At 29.0% G+C, this 13,250-nt stretch carries 11 protein-coding genes; all 11 read left to right on the top strand.

Annotated features, from left to right (window positions below):
* Window positions 1-47 precede the first annotated feature (47 nt).
* The 11 genes from I2A75_RS10550 (at window position 48) to whiA (ending at window position 13,171) form a co-directional block, all read left to right on the top strand.
* The gene (locus tag I2A75_RS10550) at window positions 48-1,514 is read left to right on the top strand and encodes a penicillin-binding protein 2 (RefSeq protein WP_195264429.1); all 1,467 of its coding nucleotides are present in this window, start codon (window positions 48-50) and stop codon (window positions 1,512-1,514) included.
* 176 nt (window positions 1,515-1,690) lie between these two features.
* Entirely contained in the window at window positions 1,691-2,236 is a 546-nt protein-coding gene (rfbC, locus tag I2A75_RS10545; protein ID WP_195264428.1) for a dTDP-4-dehydrorhamnose 3,5-epimerase, read from the top strand.
* Between the two features lie 179 nt (window positions 2,237-2,415).
* Window positions 2,416-4,284: an excinuclease ABC subunit UvrC gene (gene uvrC / locus I2A75_RS10540; RefSeq protein WP_195264427.1), complete on the top strand. Its 1,869-nt coding sequence runs from the start codon at window positions 2,416-2,418 to the stop codon at window positions 4,282-4,284.
* A 121-nt stretch (window positions 4,285-4,405) separates the two neighbouring features.
* Window positions 4,406-5,326, top strand: a complete 921-nt coding sequence (gene murB, locus I2A75_RS10535) for a UDP-N-acetylmuramate dehydrogenase (protein WP_195264426.1) — start codon at window positions 4,406-4,408, stop codon at window positions 5,324-5,326.
* 176 nt (window positions 5,327-5,502) lie between these two features.
* Window positions 5,503-5,985, top strand: a complete 483-nt coding sequence (locus I2A75_RS10530; RefSeq protein ID WP_195264425.1) for an LURP-one-related family protein — start codon at window positions 5,503-5,505, stop codon at window positions 5,983-5,985.
* 83 nt (window positions 5,986-6,068) lie between these two features.
* On the top strand, window positions 6,069-6,857 hold the full coding sequence (locus I2A75_RS10525; protein ID WP_195264424.1) for a TIGR00266 family protein: 789 nt from the start codon (window positions 6,069-6,071) through the stop codon (window positions 6,855-6,857).
* Between the two features lie 108 nt (window positions 6,858-6,965).
* On the top strand, window positions 6,966-8,069 hold the full coding sequence (hisC, locus tag I2A75_RS10520; RefSeq protein WP_195264423.1) for a histidinol-phosphate transaminase: 1,104 nt from the start codon (window positions 6,966-6,968) through the stop codon (window positions 8,067-8,069).
* A gap of 199 nt (window positions 8,070-8,268) precedes the next feature.
* Window positions 8,269-9,153, top strand: coding sequence for an RNase adapter RapZ (gene rapZ / locus I2A75_RS10515; RefSeq protein WP_195264422.1), 885 nt, complete (start codon window positions 8,269-8,271; stop codon window positions 9,151-9,153).
* Complete coding sequence (locus tag I2A75_RS10510) at window positions 9,150-10,511, top strand: gluconeogenesis factor YvcK family protein (protein ID WP_195264421.1); 1,362 nt, start codon at window positions 9,150-9,152, stop codon at window positions 10,509-10,511. The genes rapZ and I2A75_RS10510 overlap by 4 nt, the downstream gene beginning before the upstream one ends.
* 366 nt (window positions 10,512-10,877) lie before the next feature.
* Window positions 10,878-12,125, top strand: a complete 1,248-nt coding sequence (locus I2A75_RS10505) for a GHKL domain-containing protein (RefSeq protein ID WP_195264420.1) — start codon at window positions 10,878-10,880, stop codon at window positions 12,123-12,125.
* 95 nt (window positions 12,126-12,220) lie between these two features.
* Window positions 12,221-13,171: a DNA-binding protein WhiA gene (whiA, locus tag I2A75_RS10500; RefSeq protein ID WP_195264419.1), complete on the top strand. Its 951-nt coding sequence runs from the start codon at window positions 12,221-12,223 to the stop codon at window positions 13,169-13,171.
* Window positions 13,172-13,250: the final 79 nt, after the last annotated feature.

Raw genomic sequence — 13,250 nt, 5'->3', positions numbered from 1 at the left:
TATAGTTATAATGATATTAATAGGTTTTACAAAATAAGGAGGGCTTTATGAACGATTTAGCAAAAAGTATAAGAAACATTATGGTGATATTTCTTTTTTGCTTTATAGCATTAATATCATATATAGCCTATTTTCAAGTGTTTAAGGGGCCTGATATAGCAAATGATTCAGGAAATAAAAGACTTTGGGCAAGAAGAAATGAAATTTTAAGAGGAACTATATATGATAAAGATGGAAATCCACTAACTAATAGTATCAGATTAGATAAGTTTAATCAGAGCAGAGAATATGTATATGGAGATTTATATGTTCATGCATTAGGATATATAGATGAAAGATTTGGGATTACTGGTCTAGAGGAAGAATATGATGACGAGTTATCAAAGTACAGTAGTTTTTCAAATGGAATTAGAAATCTACTAAAAGATTATGATTTAAAGAAAGCATTTGAAAATAGAAATGAAGAGAAAGTAGGAAATGGTATAGTAACTACATTAGACTATAATCTTCAAAAAGTAGCTTATGATGCAATGGGAGATTTAAAAGGAGCTGTAGTTGCATTAAATCCAAAAACTGGTGAAGTATTAGCTATGGTGTCAAAACCTACATATGATCCGACTAATTTGGAGCAAGCTATAGAAGATGCGAATACTGGTGTAGATATAGAAAGCAAGTTATTAAATAGAACAATAAATGGACTATATCCTCCAGGATCTGTATTTAAAACAGTAACATTAGCTGCAGCTCTAGAAAATGATCCAAGTATAACTGGAAGAAAATTTAATGATACAGGAAAAATAACTTTTAATGATGGCACAGAACTAAATAATTATATGAAGCAAGCTCATGGTAATTTGGATCTACAGATGGCATATAGAGTTTCAAGTAATGTAGTTTTTGGAACACTAGCAATGGAAATGGGAAATGAAAAGTTGAAGGAAGTAGCAGAAAGATTTGGATTTAATTCTAGAGTGCCAGGTATAGGAATGTCTATTTCTGAAAGTATATTCCCTTCTTTGCAAGATTATGAATTAGGAAACATAGCACAAAGTGGGATAGGTCAGGCAAGTGTATTATCAAGCCCAATGCAAATGGCAATAGTAGCCGCAACAGTTGCAAATGATGGAGTGCTTATGGAGCCTAAGTTAGTAAACAAGATAGTAGATAAGGATGGAAATACAATTAAGGAAATGCCGAGTAAAACTCTAAAAAGTGATGTTATTTCAAAGGAAATAGCAAGTACAATAAAGGATTATATGGGGTATCTAGTTTCTAATAATATATATAGATGGCCAGCTTTTGAAGGAACTAATGCTGGAGGTAAAACAGGTACAGCAGATTATATGTTAGATGATGGCTCAGAAGGAATACCTCATGGATGGTTTATATCAGCAGCTCCATTAGATGATCCTAAAATTGCAGTTGCGGTAATAGTAGAAAAAGGTGAGAATGGTGCAGGTTCAGCAGCTAATATAGCTTCACAAGTTGTAAGGGCAGCTGTTCTTGGGGAATAATAAAGTAAAAGGTCAAGAATTTATTTCTTGCCCTTTTTTTTCTACAAAATTTTAGTTTTTACTTTCATTTTCTCACTATTTAACTTTTACCTCATATATTAAAATAAGGACTTAATTCTTATACTTTCTTTCTAGAAAGCTAAATAACTTCAGAGGTAAAAAGGAGATTTTAGACTATGTTTAGAGTTAAACAATTAGATGTTGAAGGATGTTACTTAATAACACCAACTGTTTCTATGGAAAGCACTTGTGATTTAATTAAAGTTTTTAATGATACTCAATTTAATATATATGGATTAAGCACAGAATTTAAGGAAGAATATTATGCAATAGTAAAGCCTGGAGTTGTAAGAGGAATGCATTTTCAGTTACCTCCAGAAGAACATGATAAACTTATAACTTGTATAATAGGAGAAATACAAGATGTAGTAGTTGATTTAAGAAAAGAATCTAAAACTTATGGAAAGTACACTATGGTTGAGTTAAACGAAGATAATAAGAATCTGATATACGTTCCAAGCGGATGTGCGCATGGATATTATGTAAAAGGTGAAAAGGATACTTTAATTTATTATAAAGTAACAAAACAATTCGTAAAAGAGTTGCGGGGGGGAATACATTGGAGTTCTTTGAATATTCCTTGGGATTTTGACGATGAAGTTGAGGTTGAAAGTGAAGATAAACTTTGGCCTAAATTTGAGGATTTTAATTCACCTTTTTAATAACGAGTAGTTAATAATATGTAATGAATAATTAAGGGATAAACTTATATAGGATATTATTCCTTAATTATTGATTATTGACTATCAGAGTATTAATTGTAAAGAAATTTCCTTTGTTTACTTTCTTATATAGTGATAAAATTTATATTACAAGAAATGCAATTGAAGGGAGGAGTTTGATGTTTGATTTTGATTATCATCTTAAGAATTTACCAGAAAAACCAGGAGTTTATATAATGAAAAATTCTCTTGGTGAAATTATTTATGTTGGTAAGGCAAAAATTTTAAAAAATAGAGTGAGAAGTTATTTTCAAAACTCAAAGAATCACTCAGAAAAAGTTAGAGTTATGGTTAAAAATATTTCTGAGTTTGAATACATAGTAACTGATTCCGAAATGGAAGCCTTGATTTTAGAGTGTAATTTAATTAAAAAACATAGTCCGAGATATAATATAGCATTAAAAGATGATAAGTTTTATCCCTTCATCAAAATAACTACAAATGATGATTATCCAAGGGTATTTGTAACGAGAAAATATGCAAAAGATGGAGCAAAATATTTTGGGCCATATACAAATGGAACTGCCGTTTATGAAACAATTACTTTGATTAATAAAATTTTCCCGATAAGAACCTGTAAATTATTAATAAATGAAGGTGGGGAAAAAGTTAGGCCGTGTTTAAATTACCATATAAAAAAATGTGTTGCACCATGTGCTGGATATGTAACAAAAGAACAATATGGAGAAATGATTAATGATATCATGGATATACTTAATGGTAAGGATAAAACAATAATAAAGGCTTTAAAAAGTGATATGGAAGATGCATCGATGAATCTTGAGTTTGAAAAAGCAGCTAAGTATAGAGATAAAATTCTTGCTATTGAAGCAATAGTAGAAAAACAAAAGATATTTAAAACTATGGAAGGCGATGAAGATTTTATAAATATATATCAAGATGAGAAGGATAGCTGTATCCAAGTGTTCTTTTCTAGGGATGGGAAGGTTACTGGACGTGAACATTTTATTTTTGAAAATACAGCAGATGATAAAATTGGAGAAGTGTTAGAGGATTTTATAACATCCTTTTATGGTGGGACAGCTAAGATCCCTAAAACAATTTATTTACCAGATATAGATGACTCAGAGTTAATAGAGGACTTCTTAACTATAAAAAGAGGTGCTAAGGCTTGGGTTAAAATACCCCAAAAGGGTCAAAAGAAAGATATGCTAGAGATGGTTAGGAATAATGCTAAAATAACTTTAGAGCAATTTAAAGATAAATTCCTTCAAGAAAAAGAAATAAATAGAATATCTTTAGAAGAATTACAATATTTATTAGATCTAGATGAAGCTCCTTTCAGAATAGAGGCATATGATATTTCAAATATACAGGGTGTAGATTCAGTTGGAACAATGGTTGTATTTGAAGAAGGAAAATCTAAGAACAGTGATTATAGAAGATTTAGGATTAAATCTGTAAAGGGAGCTAATGATTATGATAGTATGAGAGAAATATTAGAAAGAAGATTTTCTCATGGATTAGAAGAAATAAAAAAGATTCAAGAGAGAAACTTAAATTTTTCAAGTGGTAAGTTTTCGAGTTTCCCAGATCTTATAATGATGGATGGTGGAAAGGGTCAAGTAAATGTTGCTTTAGAAGTTTTAGAAAAGTTGAATATAAATATTCCAGTTTGTGGGTTGGTTAAAGACGATAAGCACCAAACAAGAGGGATTATATATAATAATAAAGAGCTTATAATAAATAGAAGCTCAAACTTAATGCAAATGATTAGAAGAATACAAGATGAAGTGCATAGATTTGCTATTACTTATCATAGAACATTAAGAGATAAGAGAACGTTACATTCCATACTTGAAGATATCCCTAATGTAGGTGAAAAAAGAAGACGAAACCTACTTATGAAGTTTGGAAGTGTTGAAAATATTAAAAATGCAACTTTAGATGAATTATTAGAAACGCCAAGTATAGATAAAAAAGCAGCTCAGAGTATAATTGATTACTTTACAACTAAGGAAAAATAGTGACAAAATGGTTACAATTTAAGTATTATATATAAATATGCATTTAATGGGTTGTTTATTCAAGAATTTTAATTTATACTATGAAAAGATATTACTACGTGTATTTTATAAGGAGTTAGGTATGAATAAATATAAAGTGTTTGAAGACTTATTTAAAGAATTTTACAAAAGCGAAAATATTATTCTTGATGCAGAAATGAAAAATTACGTTCACTTTAGAGTAGGCGGACCAGCAGATATCCTTTTAATTCCAGAAAAGAAGGAAGAAGTTATAAGAACAATAGAGATTTGTAAAGAAAAAAACATACCTTTCTACGTAGTTGGAAATGGATCTAACTTATTAGTAAAAGACGGTGGAATAGAGGGCGTTGTTATAAAGTTAAATGAAGTGAAAAACATAAAAGTTAATGGAGATATAGTTGAAGCCGAGTGTGGAGCTATGTTAAAAGATGTTTCTAATGCTGCTTTGAAAAGTTCTTTAACTGGATTTGAATTTGCTTGTGGAATTCCTGGAACTGTAGGTGGGGCTGTATTTATGAATGCCGGTGCATATAATGGTGAGATATCAAATGTAATAGAGAGCGCAGAAGTCATTAATAATGAAGGTAAAATATTAACTTTATCAAAAGATGAACTTGAATTAGGATATAGATCTTCTGTAGTAATGAAAAAAAATTATATTGTTTTATCCGCAAGGTTTAAATTACAAAATGGTGATGAGAAGGAAATTAAAGAGGTAGTTGATGATTTAACTTGTAAGAGAGAATCAAAACAACCATTGGAGTATCCTTCTGCTGGAAGTACATTTAAAAGACCTGAAGGATATTTTGCAGGAAAGTTAATACAAGATGCTGGACTAAAAGGGTATAGTATAGGCGGAGCAGCGGTTTCTGAAAAGCATTCCGGATTTGTAATAAATAAGAATGGTGCTACGGCTAAAGATATATTAGATTTAATAGCATATATACAAAGTGAAGTAAAAAGGCAATTTAATGTAGAATTGCATCCGGAAGTTAGAATAATAGGCGAAGATAAAAGATAAATATAATACGATTAAAAGGTTCAAGAGGATTCTTGAGCCTTTTTATTTTAATAAGCATCTATTTAAGTTGGATTATTAAAAAATAAGTAAGAGGTTATTGACAATTTAAATATGGTATAATATACTATATTTAAAGTTAAATAAAAATATATTATATTTTAAGGGGTGCGTGATTTATGAGAAGGTTTTATATTAAAGAGAGGCTATTTTCAATAGGAGCTAAATTTGATATTTTAGATGAATATGACAATATAGTATTTATTGCAGAGGCAGATAAATTTGATATAGGGAAAAATATTAGCATATATGATTCTAATAAAAGAAAAGTTCTATATATGAGGCAACAAATAAGGTTAGGAGCTCATAAGTATATTGCTTATGATGAAAATATGAGAGAAATAGCAACTATAAAAAAAGAATTTATGGTGCCAGAATACAATATTACAGGAACTGTAGGTACAATGAGTATGGAGTCAAATAGCATGTTAGGAAGGCACTATACAATAAAAAAGAATGGCGTAGATATAGGAAAAATTGATAAAGAGCTAACTTTAGGAAGAGACAGATATTCTTTAGAAGTATTAGATGAAAGCTACAATATATTTTTTATAGGGTTATTAGTAATGATAGATATGGTAAGGTTTCATAGTGATAATTAAAAATAAATAGTGCCAATATAAGTCTAATAAAATATTATGATTAATAAAATATTATAAAATTTAATAAAGAGAGGGAAATAATAATGGCTCATGAAGTAGATTATGAAATTTTAGGGAATGAAATGCAGTATGTGGAAATAGAACTAGACCCAAGAGAAACTGTGGTTGCGGAAGCGGGAGCAATGATGATGATGGATAATAGTATTACTATGGAAACAATTTTTGGAGATGGAAGTCAAAAATCTCAAGGAGGCTTCTTGGGGAAACTTGGAGGAGCAGCAAAAAGAGTAATGACTGGTGAAAGTTTATTTATGACATCATTTACAAATTCGGGAGTTTTAAAACAAAAGGTAGCCTTTGCAGCACCTTATCCAGGAAAAATAATGGCAATGGATTTAAGAAAATTTGGTGGTAGATTAATTTGTCAAAAAGACTCATTCCTATGTTGTGCAAAAGGGATTAGCGTAGGAATAGCATTTACTAAGAAACTAGGAACAGGATTCTTTGGTGGAGAAGGGTTTATATTACAAAAGCTAGAAGGGGACGGCTTAGCTTTTATACATGCAGGTGGAACTATTGTAAAGAAAACACTAATGCCAGGAGAAACTATAAAAATAGATACAGGTTGTTTAGTTGCTATGACTCAAAATGTAAATTATGATATACAATTTGTAGGTGGTTTCAAAAATGCTGTATTTGGAGGAGAAGGATTATTTTTTGCAACATTAACTGGTCCTGGAGATGTATGGATTCAAAGTTTGCCATTTAGTAAATTAGCATCAAGAGTATATTCAGCTGCGCCACAAAATATGGGGAAATCAGTTGACCAAGGAAGTGTTCTCGGGTCATTAGGAAATCTCTTTGAAAATTAGTTCTGGAATATTTAACCTTATGTATATATAATTATTTTAAGTTGTTAAATAAATTAAAATTACAACAATAAATAATAAAGGGGGATAGTCCAGAAACTGGACGAAAAAATGAAGTTTAATGTTAGAGATGAAGTTAAAAGATTAGGAAAATACGTAGCAGGAAAGCCAATAGATGAAGTGAAAAGAGAATTTGGAATAGATAGGGTCGTCAAGCTTGCATCTAATGAGAATCCTTTAGGAACTTCGAATAAAGTTAAAAAACTGATGACTGAATTAGTAAATGAGATGAATATGTATCCAGATTCATCTTCCTATGATTTTAAGCAAGCTTTAAGCAGTAAGCTTGGAGTAAATAAGGATATGATATTTTGTGGGGCGGGATCAGATTCTTTAATAAATGTAATATGTGAAGTATTTTTGGATAAAGATGATGAAAGTATAATGGCGGAAATTACTTTTCCTAGATATGAGAGCAATACAATTCTTATGGGTGCAAAACCAATAAAGGTTCCATTAAAAAATAATGGGTTAGATTTAGAAGCTATGGTGGATGCGATAACAGACAAAACAAAGTTATTATGGTTATGTAACCCTAATAATCCAACTGGAGGTATGTTCACTAAACAGGATTTAGATAAAGTATTATATAAAATACCAGAAAATGTAATTATAATAATGGATGAGGCTTACTATGAATATGTTAATTCAGAAGAATATCCTGATTCATTAGAATTATTGAAGGTATATCCTAATATGATAATATTAAGAACTTTATCTAAGGCTTATGGATTAGCTTCGTTAAGATTTGGATATGGAATTGCTAATGAGGAAATAGTAGATTATATTAATAGGGTTATAAATGCATTTGATGTTAATTTATTTGCTCAAAGGGCAGCAGTTGTAGCTATAGAAGATGAAGAGTTTATAAATACTGTTAAAATCTTTAATAAAGAGCAAAGAAATTATTTAACAAAGAAATTTAATGAAATGGGATTAGAATGTATAGAATCGCAGGCTAATTTCATAATGGTTAATGTAAATGGTGATGATAAACCAATACATGAATATCTATTAAGACATGGATATATAATAAGGCCAGGATACTTACTAGATATGCCTGGATGGATAAGAGTGAGCATAGGGACTAAAGACCAAAATGTAGAGTTTTGCAAGTTACTATATGATGCTATAAAAGAAAGAGATAAAGAATAGTTTCAGTAGAGAAGAGTGATAGCTTTTCTCTATTTCTATTTTAAAATAAAAGTAATTTAAATTTTCATATAGTTAGTTTTCTATATATAATAGATACATAGTTAGGTATAAGTATAATATTTATTATAACTTATATAAATAAACTTGATATGTTATAATTTAACTATATAATCTTTGAATTATAAAAGGAGGCATTATCATGAGATTTATAATAGTTACAGGACTATCAGGAGCAGGGAAAACAGAAGCAACAAGAAGCCTTGAAGATATGGGATACTTTTGTGTAGATAATCTTCCTCCAAAGTTAATACCAAAGTTTGCGGAAGCCTGTGTTCAAAGCCAAGGAAAAATAAATAAAGTTGCATTAGTAATAGATATAAGAGGCGGAATTTTCTTTGATGATTTATTTGAAAGCTTAAATTATCTAAAAAAACAAGATTTTAAATATGAAATACTATTCTTAGATGCAACAGATGAAGTATTAGTAAAAAGATTTAAAGAAACGAGAAGAAGTCATCCATTAGCACCTGGAAGCAGAGTTATTACAGGGATTAATGAGGAAAGAAATAGACTAAGAGAAGTAAAAGACAGAGCAGATATAATTATAGATACATCAAAATATGCAATTAGAGATTTAAGGGAAGAAATGAATAAAAATTATGGAGATGTAAAGCAGCCAGAAAAGCAACTTTCTGTAACTGTATTAAGTTTTGGTTTTAAATATGGAATACCAGTTGATTCTGATTTAGTATTTGATGTTAGGTTTATACCAAATCCATTTTACATTCCAGATCTTAAACCATATTCAGGTAATGATGAACCAGTAAAAAAATATGTTCTTGAGCAAGAAGAAACTAAAGGTTTTATAGAGAGAGCAGATGATATGTTGGACTTCTTAATACCTAATTATAAAAAGGAAGGAAAGAGGCAGCTTATAATATCTGTTGGTTGTACAGGGGGAAGACATAGATCTGTAGCTATAGCTAATGCTTTATATAAGAAACTATTAGAAAGAAATTACAATGCTTCTGTTGAACATAGAGATATAAGAGAAGACGTGCATCAAGGAGCTAAAAAGCTATGAGTATAAAGGATTGGTTGAAACCAGGAGTTAGAATTAAAAGATGGCTTTTCTTTGGAATATTTGGGATTCTTTTAATTGCATTTGGATTCACGGAATTAGCAGTACGAAGAGTATATGATTTTTATTATAAAATATTTTATATATTTTTAAATATAACAGGAGTATTTGTTATATATATATCTGTTATAGAAAGTATGAAGTCAATAATAGCGCTTACAAATAAAGGATACATTCACTTATCATTAGATAGTAGAAAGATGGAGAATCTTATATATGAAAAGAGATTACTAGTAAAAGGACCTAAAATTGTAGTTGTTGGTGGTGGCACAGGGTTATCAACTATGCTAAGGGGACTAAAATACTATACATCAAATATAACTGCTATAGTAACAGTTGCTGATGATGGAGGAGGTTCAGGTGATTTAAGAGAAGATTTAGGTATGTTACCGCCTGGAGATATAAGAAACTGTATATTAGCGCTTGCAGATACAGAGCCACTAATGGAGGAATTGCTTCAATATAGGTTCCCAGATGGAAGATTAAAAAATCAAAGTTTTGGTAACTTATTTTTAGCTGCTATGGATGGAGTAAGTGACAATTTTGAAGATGCTGTCCAAAAAATGAGTTCTGTATTAGCTGTAACTGGAAAGGTATTGCCAGTCACATTGGAAGATATGAAATTAATTGCAGAGCTTGAAAATGGTAATAAAGTAGTGGGAGAATCGCAAATTCCTGATGAAGTATTAAGACAAAATTCAAGAATAAAAAAGCTAATGATAGAGCCAAAGGATGCAAAGCCATTGGAAGATGCTATAAAAGCAATAGATGAGGCTGATGCAATAGTATTGGGACCGGGAAGTCTATATACAAGCATAATACCAAATTTATTAGTAAAGGATATTTCAGAAAGTATAAGGAAAAGTGATGCAATAAAGATATATATATCTAATATAATGACTCAGCCGGGAGAAACTCATGGATTTAAAGCTTCAGATCATATAAAGATATTAAAAAAGTATGGTGGAAGAGGAATTGTAGATTATGTGATTGCTAATAGAGGAGATATTCCAGATGATATAAAGAAAAGATATTCATTAGATAATTCTCAATTAGTAGAGTTAGATTCGAAAGAAATAAAGAGTCTAGGAGTAGATGTAGTTGAGGCTTCTTTAGCCAAAATAGAAAAAGGTTATGTAAAGCATGATTCAGAGTATTTAGCTGAAGTTTTAGTAGATACAATAATGGAGAAGAAGTTGCTATATGATAGAAAGAAAATAATAGAATATATGTATGTATCTCAAAGAATTAAAGAGAGAGATAAAATGAATAAAATTAATAAAGGTACTGTACCAAAATAAATTTTGATATTAGCTGATACAAAGGGAAGTTCTAATTCGAGCTTTCCTTTTTGCGTATATAATAAGTAATAAAATAAATTGCTATTTAAGTTTAAAAGATATTTTAAGTAAGTAAAATCAATGGTTTAAAAGAGGGTCGCGAAACGCGACCCTCTTTATAAAAATAAGAGATTAAATTTTATATTAAATAGATTTAAGAGACTACTCATTTTTAAAAGCAATATATTGTAATATTAATGCATAATATGGAAAAATATATAATAATTTGCTAGAATATAGTGTATAGCTGGGAAAAAATATATTGGGAGGTTAAAGTTACAATTAAATTTATTCCAAGCAAATTTATGGGGATAGAGGATGTATTTTATGGATGTATTGATGATATTTATAGAAATGATGTTGGTGGTTCTCTTATATAATGCGGTATTTAATAAAAGTAAAAAGGGTAACTTGCTAAAATATTTTATTATAGTAGTAGTTTGTAGTATCTTATTTTATAATTTAAAAAGTATAAATGGAGTACTAGTTTATATAATATTACTATTAGCAGAAATCATTGCAATAGCGGTGGTTGATAGGAAAGATAAAAGCTTAGTGATAACAGAAATGGTTATATGTGTTGTTATAACATTTATATTACAAACTACATTAGTAACTGTATTATATTTATTTACTAAAAAAACAAAGGAATTAGTTTTTGTGCAGTTAGTTCTTTTTGCTATTAATATATTATTAATTATTATATTTTCTAGGAGATATACAAAAAAGAAAAATTTAGATTTGGAAGAATATATTGAAGATAACCTTTTAATATCAAACATATTTTTAAATATATTTATGTTTTTTATGATATATAAAATTATTTATGATAGTGGAGAATTTTCAAGTTTAATTGTTATAGAAATAAATCTACTTATCTTCATAAATATATTTTTAAATATAAGTTTTTATAGGTCATTACATAAAACTATACTAAAGAATAAAAGTATAGAGGTTAAGAATGCTTACAATCCATTATTGGACGACATAATACAAAATATAAGAGCAAATGAACATGAATATAAGAATCACATAAATATACTATATTCAATGATACAAGTGTCAAAAGATATTCCAGAGTTAAAGAACAGAGCTAAAAAGTATATAGGTGGGTTGGATAATACGAATATATTAATTTCTGTAATAGATATTGAAAGCACGATACTAAAAGCTATTTTATATAGCAAATTAGTTGAATGCGAACAACATGGAATAAAGTTAAACTATTTTATTGATTTTAATATAGAAGAAAGTTGCTTAGATGACTCGGAGATAACAATAATATTAAGTAATTTATTAAATAATGCTATTGAAGCTACTAAAAACTCACTAAAAAAAGAAATTACAATACGGATTAATAAAAGTGAAAAAAATAAAATAGAAGTTATAAATAGTATTTGTGGCTTAAACATATCAAATGAAGAGATAGATAATTTTTTTAAAAAAGGATTTTCTAGTAAAGGAAAGGGCAGAGGATATGGCTTATATAATGTGAAAAAAATAGTAAAAAAATATAAGGGTGATATAAACGGTAGAATAGTTGGAGAAAATTTAGTTATAGAAATATCAATTTAAATTAATATTTAAAGCTATAATTTACATCTAAATTTTTATTATTATTTATGATATAATTACATGATAAGAATAGATAATAAGGAGAAATAGGCCATATGTCATTTTCATCAAAGGTAAAAGGAGAAATTTGCAGACATTCTGAATTAACCAAAGAAGAAGCATTAGCTGAGATTTCAGCAATAATGAAAGTAAGTGGAACAATATCCTTTAGTGGCTTAGGGTTAGCGTTTAGGATTACCACTGAAAATCCAGCATCTGCAAGACATATATTTAGTTTATTAAAAGAACATTTTAATATACATTCAAAACTTATGGTTAAGAAAAGTAATTCATTAAAAAAAAATAATATATATATGGTGCTTATAGAAGAATCTATGGGGGTTAGAGATCTTTTAAGAGATACTGGAATACTAACAGAGGTAGAAGGAGTATTAACTTTAGACTACAGAATAGATGAAAATATGGTTAAGACAGAAGATTTAAAAAGAGCATATGTAAGAGGAGCGTTTATAGGTGGGGGAAGTATAAGTAACCCTGAAAAAACTTATCACTTAGAATTCGTTACTCATAGTGAAGATTATGCTAAGGATTTATCGGTTTTAATAAATACTTTTGGACTAAATTCAAAAGTAATACAAAGAAAAAATAGTTATATTATTTATCTAAAAGAAGGGGAGCAGATTTCAAATCTTTTAGGAATAATAGGAGCACATACATCATTATTAGAGTTAGAAAATATAAGAATAATGAAGGAAATGAGAAATAATGTTAATAGGCTTGTAAACTGTGAAACAGCAAATTTAAGCAAGACAGTAAACGCTGCAGTAAGACAGGTGGAAAGCATAAAGCTAATTCAAAGAGAAATAGGGCTTCAGAGATTGCCTAAAAACTTAAGGGAAATAGCAGAACTTAGATTAAGCTATCCAGATGAGTCCCTTAAGGAACTTGGTGAAATGTTAGATCCTCCTGTAGGAAAATCAGGCGTCAATCATAGATTAAGAAAAATAGAAAAAATTGCTGAAGAAGTTAGGTCAGGAACATATTAAATAATTAATAATTGACAATTAAAAATGGATAATTGATGAGATAATCCAGCTTAGCTAGATTATAACAATATATAATAGA

It is taken from the genome of Clostridium sp. 1001275B_160808_H3, assembly GCF_015550425.1.
Lineage (GTDB): Bacteria > Bacillota > Clostridia > Clostridiales > Clostridiaceae > Clostridium.
Note: the sequence above shows the minus strand (reverse complement) of the source record. Positions and strands in the feature narration are given on the sequence as shown.